This is a genomic window from Catenulispora pinisilvae, assembly GCF_015356865.1.
GTDB classification, from domain to species: domain Bacteria; phylum Actinomycetota; class Actinomycetes; order Streptomycetales; family Catenulisporaceae; genus Catenulispora; species Catenulispora pinisilvae.
Map to the genome: position 1 here is coordinate 1 of NZ_JAAFZA010000106.1, position 23,875 is coordinate 23,875.

Consider the following 23,875-nt stretch of genomic DNA (forward strand, 5'->3'; position numbering starts at 1 on the left):
GGCGGTGGGTGGGTGGTACCTGATGGGTGCCTGCCTGAACGTGCTCCTGCTCGGTACCTGCTTGGTACCTGCTCAATCGTGCGGGTTGTGGGCAGCGTTGCCATCCGGCGGGGAGAGACACCGCGTGTACGCCGGGGGTAGTACGGCGGGGTTGGTGCCGGGTGCCGGGGCGCCCCTCACATCCACAGATTCGACGTCCGCTGAGCCAACGGGCTGATGTTCGTGCATTTCGCGCCGGTCTGCGCGTGGCGAATGCCGGGGCGGCACTAATGCTCCGTAATGCTTTGGCGTAAATGGTCCAACAGTTCGTGAAAGGTATGAATCTCATGCGTCTCCGAATCGGGCTGCGCGCCTGCGGCATGACCGCCGCGCTCCTCGGCACCACGCTGGGCGTCGCCGCGCCCTCGCAGGCCTGCAACATGGCCCCCCAGGCTGAGGCCTACGTCGTTTCCGCGCAGGCCCTCGGCGGCCTGGTCAAGGTGGACCCGACGCCGGACTCCAAGTTCCCGCCCGGCGGGACCAAGACCGTGGTGGGCCTGAACCTCGGGCCGATCGCCACCGACGCCACGCTCACCGCCACCACCGCCGGCGACGCCAAGGCCGGCACCGCCTCGGCCTCGGCCACCGCCGACCACCTCACGCTGAACATCCCGCTGGTCGGCTCGCTGGTGATCACCGCGATCAACGCCAAGTGCGACGCCCCGGCCGCGCCCGGCGCCGCCACCGGCACCTCGACCATCGCCACCGCGACCTTCACCCCGGTCGCGCCGCCCGCCCCGCTCCCGCCGCTCCCGCCGGTCACGGTCACCATCCCCACCGGGGTGAACCAGACCGTGGCCGTACCGGCGCTGGGCAGCATCGTGTTCAACAAGCAGAGCACGGACAACGACGGCACGCTGACCGTCGAGGCCGCGGACATCACGCTGGCCGGCGGGCAGGAGGTCGTGCTGGGGTTCGCGCAGTGTGGCGGCGCGGCGCCCAGCACCAGCAGCTCGCAGCACCACATGCACTGAGGTTGAGACTGAGGGTTGACTGAGGGTTAGCAGGCGGGTCCCGACTCAGGCCACTGGGTCGGGACCCGCTTTCTTTGACTCAGGGGTGCGGGGCCGGCGGCTCGGCGAGTTCGGCCGCCGCTTAAAACAGCGGGGTGGCGCTCCACTTGCTGCCGTCCCAGAAGTAGGTCGGCTTCCCGTCCAGGCCGATGGTGCGGAACGGCTTGCCGTGGTCGTCGACCGTGAGCGTGCCCTGCTGGTCCCCGCAGCTCCAGACCAGGACCAGCTCCCAGTCGATCTCCTGGTTGGTGGAGTGCGCGTCGACGTTCAGCACCTGCGTCTGGCTCCCGGAGACCTGGAACGGGAAGTCCGCGACCCCGACGTCGCCGTTGGCGGTCTGACCGGTGACGGCCTTGACCTTCGGGTCCGAGGCGTCCAGGTCGAGGGCGAATGAGGCCGGGTCCAGGCCGCCGCCGCAGCCGGAGCCCATGGTGTAGCCGTAGCCACCCTTCGGGGCGGGCTTCGCGCCGACGATGTGGACGTAGAGCGTGTGCAGGACCACGGGCTGCCGCCCCGGCATGCCCTGCGCGGTGAGTTGCAGGCGCAGGTGGCTGCCGGGGATCGCGCCCAGGGGCTGGGTCCACAGGCCGACGTCGGGCAGGCCCGGCGGCGGATTGACTTGGGACGGGGGCTGGGTCGCGTAGAACCACTGGCCGCACTCGGTGTCCCAGTTGTCGGCCAGCACGTTGACGGTGACCGGGGTCGGGAGTGTGGCGGGGGCGGAGCTGGAGCTGGAGCTGGAGGCGGAACTGGGGCTGGAGGCTGATGACGGCGGTGCGGTGGTCGTGGCCGATGAGGCGGTCGGCGGGGTCCCGGGAGCCGCGGAGTGGGAAAGCGACGGCGAGGGGGCGCTTACCTGGGCGCCGGCGGACCGGCTAGTGGAAGTGCTGGCGCCGGAGTCGTGGCTCGCGTAGATGGCCAGGGGGACCAGGACGGCTGCGGCGGCGAGACCCGCGAGGGTCGGCTTGAGCCAGCGAGAGGTGGGGCGAGGGGACTCGGTGCGGCTGCCGGGGCTGATAACGATTGGGGTGCCGGGGCCGGACGCGGTTGCTTGGTCGCTCAGTTCGCCGGTGCTGGAACTGGTTGCCCGGTCGCCGGGCGCATGTTCGCCAGCGTTCGAGGCAGCTATCTGGCCGTCGGCGGAAGCGTCTATGTCGCCACGCTGAGCTGGCTCGGCGGCACTCGATCCGGCTGGCTCGCTTGCCGCTGCCGCCGAAGTAGCCGCCCCACTGCTCGCACTCGCACTCGCACTCGCACCGCGCCCCGCTCCGGCCTCCGCCCGGCGCTCCGCGTCGGCCAGCAGCCACAGCCGGTGCAGCGCCAGCACCTCGTCCGGGGTGGCGCCGCAGGCTCGGGCGAAGCGTTCGGCGGGGGCGAATTCGGCGGGGACCGTGGTGCCGTTGCAGTAGCGGTGCAGGGTCGAGGTGCTGGTGTGCAGGCGTTGGGCGAGGGCGCCGTAGCTGCGGTTCGAGCGGTCCTTGAGGGTGCGTAGGCGGGCCGCGAAGTCGTCGGTGTGGCGTGCCACGTAGTCCTCCCCGTTCCTCGGCGCCGTTCCAGGAACGGGTGATGTCGCAGCTCAGGGTACCTGTTTTCGTTCCAGTGTCCCGCATCGGGGTCAAGGGGTGGCGGGTGGGACGCGATGGGCCGCACCTTGGTGGCATGTCCACGAAGATCACGCTCTCGTCCGCCGCCATCACGCTCTGCGCGGCCCTGGCGCTCAGCGCCTGCCAGTCCTCGAAGCCCGCCGCGTCCGGGTCCGCGCCGACGTCCACCAATACGGCTTCGGCGCCCGCGGGTGGCGCCACGGATACGTCATCGTCGGCGGCCGGTGCGACGGGGTCGACCGGCGGGACCGGGTCGACCGGGGGGACCGGCGCGACCGGCGCGACCTCTTCGACCCCGGCGCGCGGCGGCTCCTCGGGATCGGCGTCCGGCACGGCCTCGGCGCCGAACACCGCCAAGCCCTCCGGCAGCGCGTCCTCGGGCCACAACGACGACAGCTACGCCTACACCCACCTCTGCGACCCGTCGAAGCTCACGGTCCAGGTCACCCGTATGACCGACATCCCGACCCGCCGCCTGATCACGGTCCGCAACAACGGCAGCACCTCGTGCGGGCTGAGCTACTACCCGCTGGTGGCCATCGGCAACTCGCAGTCCGCGGACCAGAGCAAGGACGTGCGGCCGCTGATCCCGGGCGGTCTCGGCGGCCCGCCGGCCTACCCGGTCTACGCCGGCAAGACCGCCTACGCGGTCCTCGACCTCAACCCGGGCGGCTCCGGTTCGGGTCCGGCCACCACGCTGACCGAGATCAACGTCCTGGCCTCGCAGAACATGCCGAACGCGGCCACCCAGAACTTCCCGCTCGGCGGCGGCTCGGTCGGCACGCCGAAGTTGGGCCTCTACGAGGCCGGCGTCGCGGACGCCGTCGCCTCGATGCAGGGTGCCAACACGCCGCAGCAGTAGCGGCGGCGGCGAGAAGACGACGAGGGCCCGGCTCCGCAGGGGTGAGCCGGGCCCTCGCTACCGTAATAGGTGCTTAGTGCGCTTATAGGCCGCTAGGTCGCAATAGGTACTTATCACCGAATGCTTATTGTTTGGCCCACTTCTCATTCGGCCCGCCATTGCACGGCCAAGCCGTCACATTCGCCCCGGCGTGGATCGGCACCGGCCCGGCGGCATCCAGACACAGCCCCGTGTTCGCGACCGGCGAGACCGTTCCGTTCGCGTTCCAAGCCCAGTCCTGGTTCGGACCGCCGTGGCATGTCCACGCCGACACCTGTGCGCCGTTCTGTACCTTGCCGTTCGGCGAGGCCGCGTCCAGGCACAGGTTCGGGTCGGCCATGGAGTGGACGGTCCCGTCGGTGTGGATCTGCCACGCCTGGTTCGGGCCGCCGTGGCAGGCCTCGGCCGTGACCTTGGCCCCGGTGTGCACGCCGCCGGCGGCGCTCGTCGCGTCCAGGCACAACGTCATCGACACCAGTGCGCTCGGCGCGGCCGTCGACGGCGTGGGGGTCGGAGTCGGCGTCGGGGTGCTGCTGGGCGTGGCCGGCGTCGCCGACGTGGACGGGGCCGCGGCGGCCGGGGTGGTCGGGATCGAGGTCGAGGCGACCGGCACGCCGGGAACGGTCGAGACGCTGTTGTCCGTCCGGTGCCACGGCTTGGTCACGCCCAGCGCGACTCCGCCCGTGAGTACGACGGCTGCGACTACGCCGCCGATCACCAGTGCCTTCCGCTTCGAGTTCGAGTGGGTATCTGTCGCATAGTTAGGAACATCCGGGTAAGCCGGAATGCTGTAGCGGGGCGGTGCGGGTGGCCCGGGCTGTCCGGGCTGTCGGGGAGGACCGGGAGGACCGGGAGGACCGGGAGACTCTCGGGGGTCGGCCGGTACCGGCGGCAGCAGTGACGTGTCATCGGAAGCCCCGCTGCCTGCGGCGGCTCCGCCTTCGCCAGGGCCAGCCGCGGCGGACCCGGCCACGCCATCCCCCGCCTCGGTTGCCCGGCTCTCACCAGCCTCATGATCTGTTGAGCTTGGAACCTGCGGCAGCAACGTCGTCGTCTCAGCGGCGTCCGCTGAACCGTCATCCGAGCCCGAGCCCGAGCCCGAGTCCGATGCCGAGCCGGAACCCGAGCCCGAACTCGAACCCAAGCCCGAACCCGAAGCAGCCGCCGCCGCATCCGAAGCGGCCGCCGCCGTCACGATCTCCGTCAGCAACTCCAGCGCCTGACCCGCGTCCGGCCGCTCCGCCGGATCCCGCCGGGTCAGCGCCTCGATCAGCGGCGCCAGCACCCCGGCCTTGGTCGCCGCCGGCACCGGCTCGGCCGGATGCGGCGCGTAGCCCTCGACCGCCTCGAACAGCGTGGTCCCCAGTGCGTACACGTCGTTCGCCGGCGTGGCCCCGATCGCCACCCGGTCGCCGACCAGCACGGCGTTGCCGTCGTCGGTCAGCAGGATGGTGTGCGGGTTGATGTATCCGTGCACCCGGCCCGCCGCCAGCGCGGTCAGGATCGCCCGGGCGATCAGCGCCACCCGGCTCGGGTCCAGCGGGAGTACCGCGGCCTGTGCGATCCCGGTTCCCGGGTCGTGCAGTACATCGTGCAGTGACCGGCCGCGCACCGGGCGCCCGGTGCCTCCACTTGCGTCCATCGAAGCTCGACACCCCCGCTGAATGGTCCAGGAAGGGAACAGGATACTGACCCCGATCACGCTCGTTACGCCGGCCGGGTGATCCCCATCCGGCCCTGCGGAGCTGCGTCCCGGCCCCGATCCCGCCATGATCGCCTCTGAGTGAGCGTTCGATCATCGGGAGTGACGTGGTGGGTGGTCCGGAAAGCGGGAACACGGGGACCGGCTACGCCGCGCCCGAAGAGGACGACCACGAGGACCCGCCGCCCACGCGCCGCGACCGCCTCCGGGCCTGGGGCCCGCTGCTGGTGCCGGTGGTGGTGTTCGGCGGCATCGCGGCGTTCGCGTTCGCCGCCATCGTCAGCCTGACCAAGACCTCGCACGCCCCGGACTTCGGCAAATCCGGCTGCGCGGCCGATGACAAGCACAAGGTCCTGGTCGAGGTGCACACCGGCGCCACCGGCAAGGAGATCGGTGACGCGCTGTTCGACGCCGGGGTCGTTCGCAGCTCCCAGGCCTTCGTCGACGCCGTCGGCCACAACCAGGCCGGCCGGGACATCAGCACCGGTACCTACCTGGTCTGCCCCAAGATCAGCGCGGCGTCGGCGATCACCGAGCTGCTGAACCCGGCCAACCTGTCCCCGGACTCGCTGGTCGAGGTCAGGCCCGGGGACTACAGCTGGGAGACGCTGCGGGCGCTGGCCGACAAGCGGGACTGGGACAAGGACGACCTGCAGCAGCTCATCGACACCAACCAGATCGGGCTGCCGCCCTGGTCCAAGGGCGCCGACGGCAAATGGACGGCCGAGGGCATGCTGGAGCCCGGCCGCTACACCCTGACCAGCTCCGACACCCCGCTCAGCGTGCTGACGGGGATGGTCAAGGCCCGGGTCGACGAGCTGAACTCGCTCGGTCTGACCGCGAAGGCCGCGACCCTGAAGTGCGCCCCGGCCCGGCAGTGCACGCCCGAGGAGGCGCTGACCATCGCCTCGCTGGCCGAGGCCGAGGTCACCCGGGCCGACCCGGACGGCCGCGACGTCTCCGAGGCGGTCCAGAACCGGCTGAGCCGCGGCGACTTCCTGGGCGTGGACGCGACCACCAGGTACTGGCTGAGCGAGCAGGCCGGCAAGCGGGTCACGGTGACCGCGCGCGAGGTCTCCGACCCGACCGACCCGTATGCCACCGGCGGTCACAAGGGTCTGCCGCCGACCCCGGTCAGCATCCCTTCCAAGCAGATGATCGCCGCGGTCCTGACCCCGGCGACCGAGCCTTGGTACTACTGGTGCGCCGCCGACGGCGCGACGAAGTTCTTCAAGGAATCCGAGAAGACCCAGTTCGAGCAGACATGCCTGTCCCACTGAACCGGCCACTGAGCTGGCCGCCGAACCGGCTACTGAACTGGCCACTGATCTGGCCGCCGACCTGCCCCAGTGACCTGTCCCACCAAGCGCGGCGAGGTGACCGATGACGAACGAGACTGACCCGGTGCGGGCGGTCGCCGCCGGCTACACCTTCGACGGCCCGACCCTGGACCTCGGCGCGCTGATGGTCGACGGCCAGCCGCACCCCGACGCCCAGATCCGCATCCCGCTGGCCATGCTCACCCGGCACGGCCTGGTCGCCGGGGCCACCGGCACCGGCAAGACCAGGACCCTCCAGGGCCTGGCCGAGCAGCTGTCGGCGGCCGGCGTGCCGGTGTTCCTGGCCGACATGAAGGGCGACCTGTCCGGGATGGCCGCGCCGGGGGAGGGCAGCGAGAAGCTGACCGCGCGGACGCGGGCGCTGGGTCAGCAGTGGTCCCCGAAGGCGTTCCCGTGCGAGTTCTACGCCCTCGGCGGCCAGGGCACCGGCATCCCGGTGCGCGCGACGGTCTCGGCGTTCGGCCCGACGATGCTGGGCAAGGTGCTGGACCTGAACGCCACCCAGGAGTCCTCGCTGGGCCTGGTCTTCCACTTCGCCGACACCAAGGGCTGGCTGCTGCTGGACCTCAAGGACCTGCGCAGTGTGCTGCTCTACCTGACCAGTGATGAGGGCAAGGCGGAGCTCAAGGCGATCGGCGGGCTCTCGCCGCAGACCGTCGGGGTCATCCTGCGCGAGCTGACCGCGTTCGAGGCCAAGGGCGCCGAGCCGTTCTTCGGCGAGACCGAGTTCGGGGCGCTGGACCTGATCCGCAGCACGCCGGACGGCCGCGGCGTGGTGTCGCTGCTGGAGTTGCCCGGGGTGGCCAGCCGTCCGGAGCTGTTCTCCACGTTCCTGCTGTGGCTGGTCGCGGAGCTGTTCGAGCGGCTGCCGGAGGTCGGGGACCTGGACCGGCCCAAACTCGTGTTCTTCTTCGACGAGGCGCACCTGCTGTTCAACGGCGCGTCCAAGGCGTTCGTCGCCGCGATCACCCAGGCGGTGCGGCTGATCCGGTCCAAGGGCGTCGGCATCTTCTTCGTCACGCAGACCCCGAAGGACGTGCCCGGCGACGTGCTGGCCCAGCTCGGCAACCGGGTCCAGCACGCCCTGCGCGCCTACACCCCGGACGACGCGAAGGCGTTGAAGGCGACGGTTTCGACGTTCCCGAAGTCCCAGTACGACCTCGCCGAGGTGCTCCAGAACCTCGGCATCGGCGAGGCCGTGGTGACGGTGCTGTCCGAGAACGGCGCCCCGACGCCGGTGGCCTGGACCCGGCTGCGGGCGCCGGAGTCGCTGATGGCCGAGGCGGATCCGGCGGTGGTGCAGGGGATCGTGAACGCCTCGCCGCTGCTGGCGACCTACGGACCGGCGATCGACCGGGAGTCGGCGTACGAGATCCTGGCCGCCCGCGAGGCGCAGGCGCAGCAGGCCGCCGAGGACGCCGCCGCGGCGAAGGAGGCGGCCAAGGAGATGGAAGACGAGGCGAAGCGGGCTGAGCGGGAGGCCCGGAGCCGGCCCACCGCCGCGCCCAAAGCGCCGCCGAACCTCATTGATCAGGCCTTGGGATCGGCCACGGTGAAGCGGGCCATGAACACGGCGGTACGCGAGATCACCCGAAGTATTTTCGGAACTAGGAAACGGGGGTAGCGGGTGACGGACGGGTCCCGGCGTTTGTGTGGAACGCCGGGGCCCGGGAATCTCCCCGCCGCTCCAGCGCGGCCGACCAGAGCGCCAGCACCAGCGCGGATCCGGCGAGCAGCGCCCCGACCCAGTTCGGCGCGGTGTAGCCGAGCCCGGCGGAGATCACCACGCCGCCCAGCCACGCCGACAGCGCGTTGCCCAGGTTGAAGGCGCCGATGTTGACCGCCGAGGCCAGCGTCGGCGCCCCGTGCGCCTGGTCCAGCACCCGCTTCTGAAGCGGCGGGACCGTGGCGAAGCCCAGGGCGCCGATCAGCACGATGGTGATCGCGGCAAGGATCTTGTTGTGCGCGGTGGCGGTGAACACCAGCAGCACCACGGCCAGCCCGCCGAGCGCGGTGTAGAGCATGGGCATCAGCCGCCGGTCGGCGTACCGGCCGCCGATCAGGTTGCCGAGGAACATGCCGAGGCCGAACAGCACCAGCAGCCAGGTCACCGCGCCGGTGGAGTAGCCGGCGACGTGGGTCATCATCGGCGCGATGTAGGTGATCGCGGCGAACACCCCGCCGAAGCCCAGCACGGTCATCGCCATGGCCAGCACGACCTGCGTGTTGCGGAAGGCGGCCAGCTCCCGGCGCAGGTGCGCGCCTTCGGGCCGGGGCAGCGGCGGGACCAGCTTGGCGATGCCGGCCAGCCCGGCCACGCCGAGCGCGGCCACCACGGCGAACGTCACCCGCCAGCCGACGGCCTGGCCGACCAGGGTGCCCAGCGGCACCCCGACCACGTTCGCCACGGTCAGGCCGGTGAACATCCCGGCGATCGCCCCGGCCTTCTTCTCCGGGGCCACCAGTTCGGCGGCGACCACCGAGCCGATGCCGAAGAAGGCGCCGTGGGCCAGCGCGGTCACGATCCGGCCGGCCAGCATCACCTCGAAGGACGGGGCCAGCGCCGAGATCAGGTTGCCGAGTACGAACAGGCCCATGAGCAGCATGAGCATGGTCTTGCGGCCGATTTTGGTGCCGAGCGCGGTCATCAGCGGGGCGCCGGCCACGACGCCGAGCGCGTAGCCGGTGACCAGCAGGCCGGCCGAGGGGATCGAGACGCCGTAGTCGCCGGCGATCTGCGGGAGCAGGCCCATCGGCACGAACTCGGTGGTGCCGATGCCGAAGGCCCCGATGGCCAGGGCGAGGAGCGCGAGAGGCATGGGGTGGCCCTCCATGGGCGTTGCCGGTGTCCGGTGCTGTTGCTTGAGCGGCTTACGAGCCCCCACAATAATTGCAGACGCATGTACTTGCAAACGCAACGATTGCACACGCGGTATATTGCGAGGAAGGAAAGGACGCCACGCCATGACCGCCACCGCTTCCGGCACCGCCGGCACCGGCACCCCGGCCGCCACTGACACCCCGGCTGCCCCGGACACCTCAGACGCGTCGGCTGCCGCTACCCCGGCCGCCCCCGCTCCGGTCCCGTTCGGGCTGGCCTGCGGCTGGTACGCGCTGTCGCTGCTGCAAGGCCGGATCGAGACCCACCTGGAGCACGCCCTCCAGACCCACGACCTGAGCGTCCGCGAGTTCTCGCTGCTGGACGTCCTCAGCGCCCAGCACGACGGCGACGGCGGCCACCTGCGGATGACCCAGGTCGCGGACGCGGTCGTGCTGAGTCAGAGCGCGACGACCCGCCTGGTCACCCGGCTGGAGGACCGCGGCCTGCTGGAGCGCTACCTGTGCCCCACCGACCGGCGCGGCATCTACACCAACGTCACGCCCGCCGGTCTCGCGCTGCTGGCCGAGGCCCGGCCCACGCAGGACGCCGCGCTGCGCGAGGCGCTGGCGGACGCGCGTACCGATCCGCGGTTGGTGCCGCTGGTCGAGACCGTCGAACAGCTCAACCGGGCGGCCAAGCGCTGAGCCGGTCGTCGGGGGCGATACGGCGCTGCTGGATTTCCCGGCTGGAACCGCTTGCCCGGCTCGACCGGATTGCCTGGCTGGACCGGCTCAACTGAGTTGCCCGGCTTACCCGGCTCGACCCGCTTAGTCAGGCCGCGGGCCGCGGATTGGCGACGTAGCGGTAGGCCACGACGGCTCCGGCGAACTCGACGGTGCAGGCCACCGTGAGCGCGACCCGCAGGCCGTGGACGAAGTGCGGGCCGCTGGTCGCACCGTTGGCGGCGAGGTCCATGACCGTGCCCTGAACCGCCACACCGAGCGTGGCGCCGAACATCCGGGCCAGGTTCGCCAGACCGGAGGCGAGCCCGGCCAGTTCCGGGGCCACCGCCGACACCGCCACGCCGACCACCGGGCCGGTGTTCAGCGCCAGCCCGACGCCGATGACGGTGAAGGCGGTCTCCAGGAGGAGCAGGTTCGCGTCCGCGCCGGCCACGGCGTAGATCAGGATCCCCAGACCCATCGCGGCCATTCCGGCGGTCATCGGCAGCCGCGGCCCGTGCTTCGTCACCAGCCGCCCGGTCAGCGGGGACAGCACGGTGGCGGCCACGGCCAGCGGCAGCATGCCCATCCCGGCGCCCAGCGCCGAGGCGCCGCGCTCCTGCTGGAACATCAGGCTGGTCAGCATGAGCATGCCGTACATCCCGAACGTCATACACGCCGCGACGATCATCGACACCGGCAGCTGCCCGCGACGCAGCAGGGGCAGCGGGATCATCGGCGCGCGGCGGCGGCGCTCGGCGGCCACGAACGCCACCGGTCCGGCCACGCACCCCGCGACGCACAGCAGGGTGGCCGGCGAGGTCCACCCGAGTTCGCGGCCCTGCACCACCACGAACGTGATCAGCGCGAGCGAGACGACGGCCAGGACCTGGCCGAGCGGGTCGAGCGAGCGCGCGTCCGGGTTCCGCGACTCCGGGACGTGGCGCAGCGTCAGCGCCAGCGCGGCCACCCCGATCGGCACGTTGACCCAGAAGATCGACTGCCAGCCGAGGGTCTGCACCGCGAGCCCGCCGAGCGTCGGCCCGACGGCCAGCCCGCTCCCGGCCACCAGCGACCACGCGGCCATCGCCCGGTTCCGCTCCCGCCGCCCCGGGAACGCCGTGGCCAGGATCGCAAGGCTCTGCGGCAGCATCATCCCGGCTCCCGCGCCCTGCGTCACCCGCCCGGCGAGCAGCATCGGCAGGCCGGGCGCGAGCGCGCAGGCGGCGGATCCGAGCACGAACACCGCGACCCCGATCCGGAACAGGTGCCGGCGGCCGAAGCGGTCGCCGAGCGTGCCGCCGGTGAGCAGCAGGGCGGCGAAGGTGACGTTGTAGGCGTCGACGACCCACTGGAGCCCGGCCAGGCCGCCGGACAGGTCGTGCCGGACGGCGGGCAGGGCGACGTTCACCGCGGTGGTGTCGACCTGGCCCAGGAACAGGGCCAGGCAGGTCGCGAGCAGGGTCACTCCGGCCCGGGGGAGTGCGGCCGTGGGTGTGGGTGTGGGTGTGGGTGCGGGTGCGGCGGCGGCCGAGGCTGTTTGCGCTGTCGACATATCGATGACGGTAGGGGTGGGACGTTTCGGCGGCGGCCGAAGTCGGCGGGTGTGCGGGGCGGAGGTGCTGGTGGCGGGTGTCGGTGAGGGCTGAATCGGATCTCTTGGTGCCGGCGAGTGGTCGGCCGAAACTCGCAGGCGGGCGCGGGCCGCAGGTGTCTGTGGGCTGAGTCGGCCGCGCCGGATGTGGGCTGCTTCTCACTCCTCGGGCGTTGACGATCAACTTAGGTTTGCCTAACCTAACCCTCGCCACCTCATCCATCCCCAGGGGGAACCTTGATCGCCACGCCTGCCCTTGCTCTCGCCGCCCGCGCGCCCGCGCCGTCCACCCCGCTCGGCTCGTTCGAGAGCAGCGCCGTGTCCTGGGCGAGTTGGGCGACCCTGATGTCCTTCGTCGGGCTGGTCGCGCTGGCGCTGGTGGTCGCGGCACCGGCGAACGCCGTGGGCGACCGGGCGGAGCGGCTGGTGCGCGGGCGGTTGGCGTGGGCCGCGGTCGCGGCCGGGGTGCTGGCGTTCCCCGCGGTGCTCAGCCACCATGCCCGGAGTGCGTCAGGCTACGACTTCGGGTCCGCCTGGCGCGCGCTCTTCGACGGCTCGAACGCCGGCCTGCTGGCCGGCCTGGAGACCGTCCTGCCGCCGATCGGTGCCCTGATCCTGCTGCCCGTGGCCGTCCGCCGGGTGCTCCCGAAGCCGCTGGCCACCGGGCTGTGGACGGCCGGGCTGGTGCTCGGCGCCGTCGCCCTGGGGGCCACGAACTTCCCGGCCAAGCGGCCCGCCGATCTGGGCCTGGGGGTCTTCCAGACCTTCATGTGGATGCTGCACCTGATCGGCGCCGGCGTGTGGATCGGCGGGCTGGTCGGACTCGTGGTGCTCGGGCTGCGCAGCGGGCTGGACTCCGCGTTCTGGTCGGCGGCGATCCGCCGGTTCGCGGCGGCCGCGATGGGCTGCGTCGCGGCCATCCTGCTGTCCGGCCTGTTCCTCTACTGGGAGCATGTGGACGGCCCGAGCCAGTTGTTCACGACCATGTACGGCCGCGTCCTCGGGGTGAAGCTCGTGCTGTTCGGCGGCCTGCTCGTCCTCGGCGCGGTGAACCAGTTCTGGATGCATCCGCGCATCGACGCGCTGCGCGCCGCCGGCGAGGACCGTCCGCTGCGCACCATCCTCGTCCGCCGCTTCCCGCTCGTGGTCGGCGTCGAGGTGGCCATGGTGCTGGCGCTGGTGTTCGTCGCGCAGTTCCTGCACGGCTCCGCGCGGAACCAGGCCTACCAGGCCGATCTCGTCAGGCAGGGGACCGCGCCGCACGGGAAGCTCCCCACGCTGCCGCAGAAGCAGGTCTCCGCCTCGACCTGGATCGAGGGCACGGCGGAGACGGCCGCCGTCCTGGTCGTGGCGATCGGCGGCTACCGCTTCTCCGGCCGCCTCGCCCGGCGCCGAAGCACGCCGGCCCAAAGCAGCTCTGCTGCTTAGACGTTCAGCTGCTTACCTGTTCAGCTGCTCAACTCAGGCAGCCGACATGCGCCAACGCCTGCCGGAGCAACGTCCCCTGGCCGCCGTGCATGTCCTGCAGGACGCTGTCCGACGAAGCCTCCTTCGGGGTGAGCCACACCAGGTCGAGCGCGTCCTGCCGGGGCGAGCAGTCGCCGTTGACCGGCACCACGTACGCCAGCGCCACCGCGTGCTGCCGGGGGTCGTGGTAGGGCGTGACACCGGCGGTCGGGAAATACTCGGCCACGGTGAAGGGCTGGAGCGAGGCCGGGACGTTCGGCAGCGCGACCGGCCCGAGGTCCTTCTCCAGGTGGCGCAGCAGCGCGTCGCGCAGGCGCTCGTGGTGCAGCACGCGGCCGGAGACCAGGCTGCGGGTGATCTCCCCGTCGGGGGAGATGCGCAGCAGGAGGCCGATGCTGGTCACCTCGCCGGCCGCGTCTACGCGGACCGGGACCGCCTGGACGTAGACGATCGGCAGGTGGGCGCGGATCTGCTCGAGTTCGGACGGCGGGAACCAACCCGGGGTCGTCTCGATCATTTCGGACATTGGCTGATCGTACTAGTGGCGGGGGTGGAATGGGCTTCCCGGTGTCCAGGATCTGGGCCCGGCTTTCAGGATCCCGGCTCTTCAGGATCCGGCTCTTCAGGATCCCGACTCCGTCTCGGCCAGGAAGGCGTCGATCGCGGCGAACGTCACCGCCGGCTGCTCCAGCTGCGGCAGGTGCCCGGCACGCTCGATGACCTGGAAGCGCGAGCCGGGGATCAGGCCGGCGAACACGCGGCCGTACTCGGGCGTCGCGATCCGGTCCGACTCGCCCCACAGCACCTGGCTCGGCACCTTGATGGACGCCAGTTGGCCCGGCAGGTCCGGGTCGTGCATGTAGGGGTCGCCGGCCAGGGCCCTGAGGGCGGCCATGTTCGCGACCCGACCGGCGCGCTCGGCGTCGCTGAGCGAGGCCGGGTCGACGTAGAAGCGCTCTGGGTCGTGGAAGCTGTGCTCCGCCACCCCGCGGGCGTCCAGCGCGAAGAAGTCGGTCATCGGCAGCCCCGCCACGACGATGCCGACCGTGTCGACCACGACCAGCGCGCCGACCAGGCCCTCGGTGTCGCGGGCAGCCATCTCGGCGGCGGCCCAGCCGCCGAGGGAGGAGCCGACGAGCAGGACGTCGCGCAGGCCTTCCGCGCGCAGCAGGTCGAGGTAGAGCTCGGCGAGGGTGGCGACGTTCGCCAGCCACTCGGGGCGCTCGGTGCCGTTCCATCCGGGGTGGGTGGGCAGCAGGGTCCGGTGCGTCTGCGCCAGGTGCGCGGCGATGTTGGCGACGGTGCCCGGACCCCCGCCGCCGTGCAGGACCAGGGCGGTGCGGCCGGACTGCGGGCCGGACTGCGGGCCAGACTCTTGGAGGGCGATGGCCAGGTCGGTACGGGAGTCGGCGGCGCCGGAGGCGGGGCGGACAGTGACGGTGCGCGATGTCGGTGAGGTCATGGCCCCACCATAACTACACATGCTTAGCTACGCAACCCTAGCTACGTATCGATAGCTAAGACTGTGTAGTCGGGCTATCATCGGGGGCATGCCCGTGGACATCAAAACGCTCGGCCACGCAGTCAAGCAGGTGCAGTACCGCCACCACCGCGCGATGGACATCCGGCTCGCCGAGGTCGGGACCACCCTGGTGCAGTGGGACGCGCTGCGCGCCATCGCCCGGAGCCCGGGCGCGTCGGGGCGGGAGCTGGCCGGCGAGACGTTCCAGGGCGAGCAGTCGTTCGGCACGCTGGCGACCCGGCTGGAGACCCGGAAGCTGATCCAGCGCCGGCCGGGCAAGGGACGCCGGGTCGAGCACTTCATCACCGAGGCGGGCGAGCAGGTGCTGGCCGCCGGGCACCCGATCGCGGAGGAGGTGCTGGGCGAGTCGTTCGCGCCGCTGGACGAGAGCGAGCGGGCGACCCTGCTCGCGCTGCTCCAGCGGGTCGCCGGGGGCGGCGCGTAGTCCGCGTTCCCGCTGTGTGAGTTCGTGTGTGAGCCCGTGCACGAGTCCGTGCACGAGTCCGTGTGTGAGCCCTGAGTCGGCCGGTGCCGGACCGTGTCAGGTCGTGTCAGCCCGTGTCAGGCCGGTGTCAGGACCGCGTCAGGGCGGCTCGCGATGGTTGAGCCATGGAGAACACAGCGATCGCAGTCACCGGACTGCGGAAGACCTACGGCGACAAAGTCGTCCTGGACGGCATCGGCTTCGAGGTCGCCTCAGGCTCGGTCTTCTCGATGCTCGGCCCGAACGGGGCCGGCAAGACGACCACGGTGAACGTACTCACCACGCTCATGAAGCCGGACGCCGGGGCGATACGGGTGGCCGGGTTCGACGTGGCCACCCAGACCAAGCAGGTGCGGTCGGCGATCGGCGTGACCGGGCAGTTCGCCGCGGTCGACGAGCTGCTGACCGGGCGCGAGAACCTGCGGATGATGGCCGACCTGAAGCGGATCCGCTCTGCCGGGCAGCTGGTTTCCGGGCTCCTGGAGCGCTTCGAGCTGAGCGAGGCCGCGGACAAGCAGGCGTCGACCTACTCCGGCGGGATGCGGCGCAAGCTGGACCTGGCGATGACGTTGGTCGGGAGCCCGCAGATCATCTTCCTGGACGAGCCGACCACCGGGTTGGACCCGCGGAGCCGGCGGACCATGTGGGAGATCGTGCGGGAGCTGGTGGCCGAGGGCACGACCATCTTCCTGACCACCCAGTACCTGGACGAGGCCGACCAGCTGGCCGGTCAGATCGCGGTGCTGGACGGCGGCCGGGTCGTCGCGCACGGCACTCCCGAAGAGCTCAAGCGCCAGATCCCCGGCACCCACGTGCGCCTCAGGTTCGCGACCCTGGCCGAGCTCGACAGCGCGGCGCGGGTGCTGCCCTCCGGAACGCGCGACGAGTCCGAGCTGACCCTGCGCGTGCCCGGCGACGGCACCTCCCGCGCACTGCGGGCCCTGCTGGACCGGCTCGACGAGCACGGGCTCGACTCCGAGGAGTTCTCCGTGCACACGCCGGACCTCGACGACGTCTTCCTGGCCCTCACCGGGCAGCCGGCCGACGGCGAGTCCGCCGCACAGGCCGCCCAGTCCGACCAGTCCAACCAGTCCACCCACCCCGCCACGGAGGCGACCGCATCATGAGCACCCCATCCACCGCCCTCGGCGACTCGGCGATCATGCTGCGCCGCAACTTCCGCCACACCGTCCGCAACCCCGTGACCGTCTTCAACGCGATCCTCTTCCCGATCGTCATGATGCTGATGTTCGTGTACGTCTTCGGCGGCGCGTTCAAGGTCCCCGGCAGCTACGTGGACTACGCCGTGCCCGGCCTGATCGTCATGGCCATCACCTACGGCCTGGGCCCGACCGCGACCTCCGTCAACGACGACATGACCAAGGGCATCATCAACCGCTTCAAGACCATGGACGTCTCCCGCGGCGCGGTCCTGACCGGCCACGTGGTGGCCACCACGGTCCGCAGCGTGATAGCGGTCGGGGCCATCATCGGCGTCGGCTTCGCGATGGGCTTCCGCTCCCACGGCAGCCTGCTCGACTGGCTCGGCGCGATCGGCCTGGTGCTGCTGCTGGCCTTCGCGACCAGCTGGCTGACGGTGGCGATGGGGCTGGCCGCCAAGTCGGTGGAGTCCGCCGGGCTGGCGACCGTGCCGCTGATCATGCTGCCCTTCCTGAGCAGCGCGTTCGTGCCGGCCTCGACCATGAAGACCGGGGTGAAGCAGTTCGCCGAGTACCAGCCCTTCACCCCGATCATCGAGACGCTGCGCGGGCTGCTCTCCGGCGGCCACCTCACGACCAGCCACACCGTGCAGGCCCTGGCCTGGTGCGTCGGGTTCGCCGTCCTGGGCTACCTGTGGGCGGTGTCGACGTTCAAGAAGCGAGCGTGACCTGGGTGAGCTCGGACCAGTCGGTCCGGCTCCCCTGCCGAACCGCCTCGGTGAACTCCATGTCACCGAGGCGGTTTCGCGCTTCCCGCTCGATCCGCGCCTCGTCCGGGAGCGAGTCCTCGGGCAGTCCGCGCAGTGCGGCGGCCGCGCCGAGCAGTCGCGCGGCCTGCTCCGGCCGGTCGGCGCGCAGGGCCAGGTCCGCCACTCCGACCAGCATCGCGCCGATCAGCAGCGGAAGCCCGGTCTCGGCCGCGGCCGCGATGGCCTCGGCGCTGTGGGTGCGGGCCTGGCCCAGGTCTTCGGTGAGGCGGGAAAGCAGATCGTGGTGCGTCGCGCGGAAGTTCGCCCGCTCCGCTTCCGCGCCCAGCACGGACGTCGCGATGCCGAGCTGGCGCCGGGCCTCCGCGGGCTCGCCGGACCACCGGGCCAGATCCGCCTTCGCCAGCGCCACCTCGAACCGGGCGTTCGGCCAGCTGACGCGTTCGGCGTTCTGGGCGGCCTCGCCGATCGCGGCCGCCGAGGCCTGCTCGTTGCCGTCCATCCAGTAGAGCATCGCCAGGCGGGCTTGCATCCGGATGACGTCCTCGGGGGCACCGGCCTCGGAGAGCACCACGACCGCCTGCTCATAGAGCTCCGCGGCCCTGGTGAACTCGCCGCGCATGGTGATCCGATCGGCCACCTCGGTCAGCGCGAACGAGATCCCGAACCGCTCGCCGAGGGCCTGGAACTCGGCGAGCGCCGTCTCCAGGTACTCGTCCGCGTCCAGCCCGCCCTGGCCGAACATGACCCGCATCTTGCCCATCTGTAGCCGGGCCAGGGCGCGCACCCACGGATTCTCGTCTTCCAGCTGTGGCTCGAACGCGGACAGGATCTCCTGTGGCGCCCGCAGCAGCCGCTCCAGCGGCTCGATGAGGGCGATCCCCGGGTGCCGGTGCGCGCTGGGCTCTATGTGCCGGCTGGCCTCGTACGCCTTGTGGATCCACTCCTCGGCGGCGTGCTCGTCGCTCCGCCCGGAGGTCACGAACATGCCGATGAGCGCGTAGACCACGGCCCGGACCTCGTCGGTCGTCTCGCCGGGCAGCGCGGCGGCGGCGGTCAGGTACTCCAGGCCCTCGCTCCGGAATCCGGCCAGCCACCAGTACCAGCCCGAGGACGCGGCGAGCCGCATCGCCGCCTGCGTCGCACCGGCCGCCAGCGCACCGGCCGCAGGTGCCTCGGCCGCAGGCGAGCTGGCGGCGCGTGCTTCGGCCGCGTGCGTCCCGGCCGCGAGCGCGCCGCGCATGGCCGCCGCGATATTGCCGTGCTCGGCGTTCAGGACGGCGAGCCACTTCACCTGATCGGCCAGGCGCAGCTCCGGTTCCGCGGTCTCGGTCAGCGAGGTGAAGTAGGCCAGGTGGGCTTCCCGCGTCGCCTCCGCTTCGCCCGCCTCAGCCAGCCGCTGCCCGGCGTACTCCCGGATCGTGCCGCTCATCCGATAGCGCGGCGCGTCCTCAGCCCCGCCGTCGGCGACCACCAGCGACTTCTCGATCAGCGCGGTCAGCAGCTCCAGCACCGACTCCGGTTCGACCTCGGCCCCGACCTCGACCCCGGCGCAGACCTGCTCGGCAGCCTCCAGACTCGCCCCGCCTGAGAACACCGAGAGCCGTCGCAGAACCACGCGTTCCTCATCGGACAGTAGCTCCCAGCTCCAGTCGACCACCGCGCGCAGCGTCCGGTGCCGGGGCAACGCGATCCGGCTGCCGCCGGTGAGCAGCCGGAACCGGTCATCGAGGCGGTTCGCCAGCTGCTCCACCGACATGGTCCGCAGCCGCGCCGCCGCGAGCTCGATGGCCAGTGGCATCCCGTCCAGGGCCCGGCACACCCGGGCCATCGTGGCCAGCTGCTGGGCGTCGGCCGCCAGATCCGGGCGCACCGCCTGGGCCCGGTCCCGCAGCAGCTGGACGGCCGGGGACGCCGCGATCTCGTCCCGGTCCGCGTCCTGCGCCGGCAGCCTCAGCGGGCTGACCGGCCACAGCGCCTCACCGGTGATGCCGAGCGGCTCCCGGCTGGTCGCCAGGATCCGCAGGCCCCGGCACTCGCCGAGCACCCGGTGCGCGAACATCGCCGCGGACTCGATGACGTGCTCGCAGTTGTCGAGGATGAGCAGGGCCCGCCGCTCGCGCATCGCCGTGACGAACCGGTCCGCGGGCTCGGCGTTCGGGTTCTCGCCGAGCAGCGTGTCCCGCAGACCCAATGCGGCCAGCGCGGCTTGGGCCACGTCGGCCACGCCGCCGTCCGGGCCGATCGCGGCCAGTTCCACCAGCCACGCCCCGTCCGACAGATCGCCGAGCGCCGTGCGCGCGGCCTCCACGGCCAGCCGGGTCTTCCCGGCGCCGCCGGGCCCGATGACGGTGGTGAGCCGCTGCCCCTCGACGAGGTCGCGGACCGCGGCCACGTCCGCGTCCCGGCCGACGAAACTCGTCAGCTCCGAGCGCAGGTTGGTCTTGCGCGTCTGCTCACGGCGGCCGCCGAGTTCGCCCCGCAGCAGGGCGACGTGCAGCGCGGACAGCTCCGGCGAGGGGTCGACACCCAGTTCGTCGGCCAGCGCCTCCCTTGTGCGCTGATACACCTGCAACGCCTCGCTGTCGCGCCCCGCGGCGTTGAGCGCCTTCATCAGCGCCGCGACCAGCCGTTCGCGGGTCGGGTGCGCGGCCACCAGATCGCTCAGCTCGGTGACCAGCTCCGCACCGCGCCCGAGCGCGAGTTCGGCCTCGAAGCGCTCCTCGCCGGCGGTCAGCCGGATCCCTTCGAGCCGGACGACCACCGCCTCGAACGCGCCGCTCTCCTGCAAGCCCACGTCCTGCATCGCGTCGCCGCGCCAGAGCGCGAAGGCCTCGCGCAGCAGCCGGGCCCGCTCGGACACGTCCTGGCCCGCCGCCTGGCTCGCGCTGACCAGCCGCTCGAAACGCACGGCGTCCACCGCGTCCGGGTCCACGGTCAGCCGGTAGCCGTCGGTGAGCCCGTCGATCGCCGCGTCCGGCAGCGCCTTGCGCAGCCGGGACATCAGGCGCTGCAAGGCGTTCGCCGCGTCGGACGGCGGGTTCTCGCCCCAGATCCAGTCGACCAGCGAGCCCTTGGGCACCACCTGGTTCGGCCGCAGGGCCAGGGCGATCAGTACTCCGCGCAGGCGCGCGCCCGGGACGTCGGCCAAGCCACCGTCGTCCGTACGGACCTCCAACGGCCCCAACATCGCGATCTGCACGCGCTGATCCTGCCATGTGCGGCGGTTGTGGGCATCAGGCTGCCCGGCGCGCTGGCTCGGGACGATCGGCGCACGGCCGTCGGCTCAGCGCGGTGCGCTCAGTGCGGCCCGCGCGAGGTCTCGCAGCCAGGCATGTGCGCGGTCGGTGTCATAGCGCTGATGCCACGACAGGAAGACCGGCGCCGGGCGCAGGTCGAGCGGCAGTGGAAGCGCGAGCAGACCGAGATCGGCGACCGGACGCCGCGTGGTCGACTCCGGCGCGGTGACCACCAGGTCGCTGTCCCGGACGAACTCCAGCGCGGTGGCCTCGGTCGGAGCGGTCGCCACCACGCGCCGTGCCAGTCCGAGCCCGGCCAGGGCATCGTCGAGGCCGCCGGCCAGGTTGCCCCGACGGGACACGGCGACGTGGTCGGCGGCGGCGTACCGCTCGGCGGTCAGCGCCTCCCGGCCGCCGCCCAGCGGGTGTCCCCGCCGGACGACGACCACCTGGTCGGTCTCGGCCACCCGCTCGCCGTGGACGTCCGGGGCGGTCGGCGGGTTCGCGTTCGCTTCCAGGTCCACCTCGCCACGCCGCAGCCCCGGATTGTCGGTGCTGGATTCGGCGATGAAGCGCAGCCGCACGCCCGGCGCCTGCTCCCGCACGGCCGCCAGAAGGGCGGGTCCGCCGAGCGCGACCAGCGAATCGTGCCAGCGCAGGGTGAAGGTGCGTCCCAGGGCCGGCAGATCCAGCTCGCGGCTCGGCGCCAAGACGCCCTGGACTTGCTGCAACAGCGCGTGCACTTGGGCCCGGACGGCGATCGCGTAGGGCGTCGGCGTCATGGTGCGGCCGGTGCGCACCATGATCTGGTCGCCGGTGGTGCGCCGGATGCGGCCCAGACTGCGGCTCATCGCCGGGGCGGTGACGTGCAGCCGGTCGGCGGCCCCGGCCACGCTGCCCTCTTCGAGCAGGGCGTCGAGGGCGGCCAGCAGGTTCAGATCCAGTTGCATGGGAGTCATTCTAGGCGTGCTTGACATGCACTTGTAGTTAATGATGGGCCTGCTTACCGTCGTGGACATGACCGAAACGAAGAACGACGTCATCGCCGACGCCGAGGTGTTGGCGCAGACCGCGGCGGCGGTCCGCGAAGCGGGTTCGGTGCTGCGGGAGCGCTTCGGCGCCGTGGCGGCCTACCGCACCCGCGAGGACCTGATGCGGCTGCTCGCCGCCAACGACGAGGCGGCGCTGGAGATCCTGCGCCCGCGGCTGTCGCGCCTGCGGCCGGACGCACGCTGGGTCCAGGAGGAACTCGCCGGCGGCGCGCTGCCGGCCGGCCGGTGGTGGGTCGTGGACCCGGCCGAGGGCAACGTCAACCATCTGCACGGCCTGCCGGAATGGGCCGTGACCGCGACTCTGGTCCAGGCGAACGAGCCGGTGCTCACCGCCGTCCACCTGCCGCTGACCGGCCAGACCTACACCGCGCTGGCCGGCGGCGGCGCGTTCCTCGACGGCCGGCCGCTGCGCGTCTCCGGCGCCGCCGACCTCGGCCTGAGCCTGGTCGCGACCAGCCAGGCGCGCCCGGACGAGGACGAGCGGGTCGTGCGGCGGGTCGGCGACTCGATCGGCGCGATGCTCCGCGCCGCGCTCGTGGTGCGGACGTCGGTCCCGGCGACCCTGCACCTGGCCGACGTGGCCGCCGGCCGGGTCGACGCGTTCTGGCAGTTCGCCGGTGCCCGCGCGGATCTGCTGCCCGGGGCGCTGCTCGTCACCGAAGCCGGCGGTCGGGTCTCGGACGCCGAGGGCCGGCCCTGGAGTCCGGCCAGCGAGAGCTTCCTGGCTGCCGCGCCCGGAGTGCACGCCGCCGCAGTCGCCACGCTTTCCCACTGAAGAAGGAACCAGATCCCATGACCACAATCGCAATACTCGGAAACGGCCGCGTCGGTGCCGGCCTGGCCGACGCCCTGAGCCGGGCCGGGCACCAGGTGAGCGTCGCGGACCGCACGCCGGGTTCGGCGGCCGCCGCCATCGCCGCCTCGCTGGTCGTCGTCAACGCCACCCCGGGCGCCGGCTCGCTGGAGCGGCTGTCCGCGCTGCGCGAGCCGCTGCGGGGGAGGATCCTCATCGACGTCGCCAACGCGACGATCGACGGCCCGGACGGACTGCCCGCCGACTTGATGTATCAGGGGTCGAGCTTGGCCGAGCGGCTGCAAGCGGCGCTCCCGGACACCCAGGTCGTCAAGACCCTCAACACGATGCTCCACTCCGTGATGACCGCTCCCGCCTCGCTGGATCAGCCGCCGACCGCGTTCCTGTCCGGCGCGGACCCCGCGGCCAAGCGGACAGTCCGCGGACTGCTCGGCGATCTCGGCTGGCGTCCGGAGTGGATCACGGATCTCGGCGGGATCGAGACCGCGCGGGCGACCGAGGCCGCGATCCTGTTCGTCCCGCACGTGATCCGCTCCGGCGGGTTCGCGCCGTTCGCGGTCTCGATCGCCCGCTGACCGCGAGCTGACTAGGAAAGGTCAGGTGCGCTTGACCCACAGGTCGTAGGAGTCCCAGGGCCAGCCGTCGCCGATGCAGAGGTATGCGGTCCAGGACTTCGGGATCCCGGCCTGCCCGGCCGCCTCGCAGCTGTCGTGCCAGTAGTAGCTGCCCTGCTTGCTGTAGCCGGGCGGGATGGTGTCGGTCTTGATAGTGGTGGCGGCGGCGTGCACCGCGCCGGGTCCGTCGGGCGCGGCCGAGGCGTGGGCGGTCGCCGCCCCGAGGCCGCCGGCCACGGTGACGGTGGCGAACATCGCCGCCATGCGCTTGATCATGAACACTCCTTCTCCTGGGCGCCGGCCCGGCGCATCCAGCCGGCCGACGCTGGTCGGTTGCCTGTTGATCTTTTCCGCCGGATCGGAGGCCTGGCTTGCGGAGCGGGTCCATCTGGGGGGCGCTGAGCTGGCGCGCGTGTGTTCAGCCCACCGGCACGCCGACGCGTGCGTCCTCAAGGGTCTGTCGCAGGGTGGCGAGCGCCGCCCCGACAGCGCTCACCTGTTCGGCGCCGATCGCGGCCGTGATCAGGTCCGCCAGGTGGCCGTGGAAGGTCTGTTCGGCTTCTGCGACGAGCGTGGCGCCGTGGGCGGTGAGGCTGATCAGCGACGAGCGCCGGTCCGCCGGGTTCGGTAGCCGGGCCGCCCAGCCGTTGGCCTCGAACCGGTCGATGATCTTGCTCGCGGCGCCGATGCCGATGGCGAACGTGGTGGCGATGTCGGCGACCCGGCACCGCGGGTGGTCGCGCACGAAGCGCAGCCCCTCGTACTGCGAGGTGACGATCCCGTGTTCGGCGCGCAGCTTGTCGCCGACGGCGTTGTAGAGCCGGGTCTCGCAGCGCACCAGGTCGTCGAAGAAGGCGGCGAGGTCGGAGGGGGCGAGGTCGGAGGGGTCGGCCGGGCCGGGGTCGTCGCCCGCGCCGCCGGGGCCGGTTGCTGAAGTAGATGCCACGGCATATAGTCTACTCATACATGCCACGGCATCTACTTCTTGGGCATGTATATGGCGACACCAGCGCAGCCGAC

General features: G+C 71.9%; 21 protein-coding genes. 11 read left to right on the top strand and 10 right to left on the bottom strand.

Going from position 1 to position 23,875, the window contains the following annotated elements:
• The first annotated feature begins 326 nt into the window (after positions 1 to 326).
• Positions 327 to 1,013, top strand: a complete 687-nt coding sequence (locus IZR01_RS26415; protein ID WP_194925410.1) for a choice-of-anchor P family protein — start codon at positions 327 to 329, stop codon at positions 1,011 to 1,013.
• Positions 1,014 to 1,134: 121 nt separating this feature from the next.
• Here the strand turns inward: IZR01_RS26415 and IZR01_RS26420 are convergent, their stop codons facing one another.
• A complete protein-coding gene (locus tag IZR01_RS26420) occupies positions 1,135 to 2,577 on the bottom strand; it encodes a helix-turn-helix domain-containing protein (RefSeq protein WP_194925411.1) in 1,443 nt (480 codons plus the stop codon).
• A gap of 134 nt (positions 2,578 to 2,711) precedes the next feature.
• Here IZR01_RS26420 and IZR01_RS26425 point away from each other — a divergent pair, with 134 nt between their 5' ends.
• The gene (locus IZR01_RS26425) at positions 2,712 to 3,518 is read left to right on the top strand and encodes a DUF4232 domain-containing protein (RefSeq protein ID WP_194925412.1); all 807 of its coding nucleotides are present in this window, start codon (positions 2,712 to 2,714) and stop codon (positions 3,516 to 3,518) included.
• Positions 3,519 to 3,642: 124 nt separating this feature from the next.
• On the opposite strand, the gene IZR01_RS26430 is transcribed toward IZR01_RS26425, so the two are convergent.
• Positions 3,643 to 5,199, bottom strand: a complete 1,557-nt coding sequence (locus tag IZR01_RS26430) for a ricin-type beta-trefoil lectin domain protein (RefSeq protein ID WP_194925413.1) — start codon at positions 5,197 to 5,199, stop codon at positions 3,643 to 3,645.
• A 170-nt stretch (positions 5,200 to 5,369) separates the two neighbouring features.
• Between IZR01_RS26430 and IZR01_RS26435 the strand changes: the two genes are divergently transcribed.
• Together IZR01_RS26435 and IZR01_RS26440 are read left to right on the top strand one after the other, a co-directional pair.
• A complete protein-coding gene (locus tag IZR01_RS26435; RefSeq protein WP_194925414.1) occupies positions 5,370 to 6,539 on the top strand; it encodes an endolytic transglycosylase MltG in 1,170 nt (389 codons plus the stop codon).
• Positions 6,540 to 6,642: 103 nt separating this feature from the next.
• Positions 6,643 to 8,223 (top strand): helicase HerA-like domain-containing protein, encoded by a 1,581-nt coding sequence (locus IZR01_RS26440; protein ID WP_194925415.1) that lies wholly within the window; start codon positions 6,643 to 6,645, stop codon positions 8,221 to 8,223.
• On the opposite strand, the gene IZR01_RS26445 is transcribed toward IZR01_RS26440, so the two are convergent.
• A complete protein-coding gene (locus tag IZR01_RS26445; RefSeq protein ID WP_194899435.1) occupies positions 8,207 to 9,418 on the bottom strand; it encodes an MFS transporter in 1,212 nt (403 codons plus the stop codon). The genes IZR01_RS26440 and IZR01_RS26445 overlap by 17 nt on opposite strands.
• A gap of 145 nt (positions 9,419 to 9,563) precedes the next feature.
• On the opposite strand from IZR01_RS26445, the gene IZR01_RS26450 reads away from it, so the two are divergent.
• Positions 9,564 to 10,124 (top strand): MarR family winged helix-turn-helix transcriptional regulator, encoded by a 561-nt coding sequence (locus tag IZR01_RS26450; RefSeq protein ID WP_194899434.1) that lies wholly within the window; start codon positions 9,564 to 9,566, stop codon positions 10,122 to 10,124.
• Between the two features lie 127 nt (positions 10,125 to 10,251).
• Here IZR01_RS26450 and IZR01_RS26455 read toward each other — a convergent pair whose 3' ends face one another.
• Positions 10,252 to 11,697, bottom strand: a complete 1,446-nt coding sequence (locus tag IZR01_RS26455) for an MFS transporter (RefSeq protein WP_194925416.1) — start codon at positions 11,695 to 11,697, stop codon at positions 10,252 to 10,254.
• A 276-nt stretch (positions 11,698 to 11,973) separates the two neighbouring features.
• On the opposite strand from IZR01_RS26455, the gene IZR01_RS26460 reads away from it, so the two are divergent.
• Positions 11,974 to 13,164 (top strand): CopD family protein, encoded by a 1,191-nt coding sequence (locus IZR01_RS26460; RefSeq protein ID WP_228560280.1) that lies wholly within the window; start codon positions 11,974 to 11,976, stop codon positions 13,162 to 13,164.
• Positions 13,165 to 13,192: 28 nt separating this feature from the next.
• Here IZR01_RS26460 and IZR01_RS26465 read toward each other — a convergent pair whose 3' ends face one another.
• Both IZR01_RS26465 and IZR01_RS26470 read right to left on the bottom strand, forming a co-directional pair.
• The gene (locus IZR01_RS26465; protein ID WP_194899436.1) at positions 13,193 to 13,720 is read right to left on the bottom strand and encodes an NUDIX hydrolase family protein; all 528 of its coding nucleotides are present in this window, start codon (positions 13,718 to 13,720) and stop codon (positions 13,193 to 13,195) included.
• 105 nt (positions 13,721 to 13,825) lie between these two features.
• Complete coding sequence (locus IZR01_RS26470) at positions 13,826 to 14,665, bottom strand: alpha/beta fold hydrolase (protein ID WP_194925417.1); 840 nt, start codon at positions 14,663 to 14,665, stop codon at positions 13,826 to 13,828.
• An 88-nt stretch (positions 14,666 to 14,753) separates the two neighbouring features.
• Between IZR01_RS26470 and IZR01_RS52520 the strand changes: the two genes are divergently transcribed.
• The 3 genes from IZR01_RS52520 (at position 14,754) to IZR01_RS26485 (ending at position 17,097) form a co-directional block, all read left to right on the top strand.
• Positions 14,754 to 15,170 (top strand): MarR family winged helix-turn-helix transcriptional regulator, encoded by a 417-nt coding sequence (locus tag IZR01_RS52520; protein ID WP_194896796.1) that lies wholly within the window; start codon positions 14,754 to 14,756, stop codon positions 15,168 to 15,170.
• Between the two features lie 164 nt (positions 15,171 to 15,334).
• Complete coding sequence (locus tag IZR01_RS26480) at positions 15,335 to 16,336, top strand: ATP-binding cassette domain-containing protein (RefSeq protein WP_194925418.1); 1,002 nt, start codon at positions 15,335 to 15,337, stop codon at positions 16,334 to 16,336.
• Positions 16,333 to 17,097 carry an ABC transporter permease gene (locus IZR01_RS26485; RefSeq protein ID WP_194896798.1) on the top strand — a complete coding sequence of 255 codons (765 nt, stop codon included), beginning with the start codon at positions 16,333 to 16,335 and terminating at the stop codon, positions 17,095 to 17,097. The genes IZR01_RS26480 and IZR01_RS26485 overlap by 4 nt, the downstream gene beginning before the upstream one ends.
• Here the strand turns inward: IZR01_RS26485 and IZR01_RS26490 are convergent.
• On the bottom strand, positions 17,081 to 20,338 hold the full coding sequence (locus tag IZR01_RS26490; RefSeq protein ID WP_194925419.1) for an ATP-binding protein: 3,258 nt from the start codon (positions 20,336 to 20,338) through the stop codon (positions 17,081 to 17,083). The genes IZR01_RS26485 and IZR01_RS26490 overlap by 17 nt on opposite strands.
• Before the next feature lie 84 nt (positions 20,339 to 20,422).
• A complete protein-coding gene (locus IZR01_RS26495) occupies positions 20,423 to 21,325 on the bottom strand; it encodes a LysR family transcriptional regulator (protein ID WP_194896800.1) in 903 nt (300 codons plus the stop codon).
• A gap of 67 nt (positions 21,326 to 21,392) precedes the next feature.
• On the opposite strand from IZR01_RS26495, the gene IZR01_RS26500 reads away from it, so the two are divergent.
• Positions 21,393 to 22,202, top strand: coding sequence for an inositol monophosphatase family protein (locus tag IZR01_RS26500; protein WP_194925420.1), 810 nt, complete (start codon positions 21,393 to 21,395; stop codon positions 22,200 to 22,202).
• Positions 22,203 to 22,219: 17 nt separating this feature from the next.
• Positions 22,220 to 22,816: an NADPH-dependent F420 reductase gene (locus IZR01_RS26505; RefSeq protein WP_194896802.1), complete on the top strand. Its 597-nt coding sequence runs from the start codon at positions 22,220 to 22,222 to the stop codon at positions 22,814 to 22,816.
• Between the two features lie 21 nt (positions 22,817 to 22,837).
• On the opposite strand, the gene IZR01_RS26510 is transcribed toward IZR01_RS26505, so the two are convergent.
• Positions 22,838 to 23,131 (bottom strand): hypothetical protein, encoded by a 294-nt coding sequence (locus IZR01_RS26510; protein ID WP_194896803.1) that lies wholly within the window; start codon positions 23,129 to 23,131, stop codon positions 22,838 to 22,840.
• 142 nt (positions 23,132 to 23,273) lie between these two features.
• Positions 23,274 to 23,801: a MarR family winged helix-turn-helix transcriptional regulator gene (locus tag IZR01_RS26515; protein WP_323747104.1), complete on the bottom strand. Its 528-nt coding sequence runs from the start codon at positions 23,799 to 23,801 to the stop codon at positions 23,274 to 23,276.
• Positions 23,802 to 23,875: the final 74 nt, after the last annotated feature.

Coding starts and splice junctions, on each gene's coding strand:
- IZR01_RS26455 (WP_194925416.1), bottom strand. CDS start 11,697: ATGTCGACAGCGCAAACAGCCTCGGCCGCCGCCGCACCCGCACCCACA.
- IZR01_RS26445 (WP_194899435.1), bottom strand. CDS start 9,418: ATGCCTCTCGCGCTCCTCGCCCTGGCCATCGGGGCCTTCGGCATCGGC.
- IZR01_RS26480 (WP_194925418.1), top strand. CDS start 15,335: ATGGAGAACACAGCGATCGCAGTCACCGGACTGCGGAAGACCTACGGC.
- IZR01_RS26415 (WP_194925410.1), top strand. CDS start 327: ATGCGTCTCCGAATCGGGCTGCGCGCCTGCGGCATGACCGCCGCGCTC.
- IZR01_RS26465 (WP_194899436.1), bottom strand. CDS start 13,720: ATGATCGAGACGACCCCGGGTTGGTTCCCGCCGTCCGAACTCGAGCAG.
- IZR01_RS26495 (WP_194896800.1), bottom strand. CDS start 21,325: ATGCAACTGGATCTGAACCTGCTGGCCGCCCTCGACGCCCTGCTCGAA.
- IZR01_RS26425 (WP_194925412.1), top strand. CDS start 2,712: ATGTCCACGAAGATCACGCTCTCGTCCGCCGCCATCACGCTCTGCGCG.
- IZR01_RS26510 (WP_194896803.1), bottom strand. CDS start 23,131: ATGATCAAGCGCATGGCGGCGATGTTCGCCACCGTCACCGTGGCCGGC.
- IZR01_RS26440 (WP_194925415.1), top strand. CDS start 6,643: ATGACGAACGAGACTGACCCGGTGCGGGCGGTCGCCGCCGGCTACACC.
- IZR01_RS26450 (WP_194899434.1), top strand. CDS start 9,564: ATGACCGCCACCGCTTCCGGCACCGCCGGCACCGGCACCCCGGCCGCC.
- IZR01_RS26505 (WP_194896802.1), top strand. CDS start 22,220: ATGACCACAATCGCAATACTCGGAAACGGCCGCGTCGGTGCCGGCCTG.
- IZR01_RS26500 (WP_194925420.1), top strand. CDS start 21,393: ATGACCGAAACGAAGAACGACGTCATCGCCGACGCCGAGGTGTTGGCG.
- IZR01_RS26430 (WP_194925413.1), bottom strand. CDS start 5,199: ATGGACGCAAGTGGAGGCACCGGGCGCCCGGTGCGCGGCCGGTCACTG.
- IZR01_RS26470 (WP_194925417.1), bottom strand. CDS start 14,665: ATGACCTCACCGACATCGCGCACCGTCACTGTCCGCCCCGCCTCCGGC.
- IZR01_RS26485 (WP_194896798.1), top strand. CDS start 16,333: ATGAGCACCCCATCCACCGCCCTCGGCGACTCGGCGATCATGCTGCGC.
- IZR01_RS52520 (WP_194896796.1), top strand. CDS start 14,754: ATGCCCGTGGACATCAAAACGCTCGGCCACGCAGTCAAGCAGGTGCAG.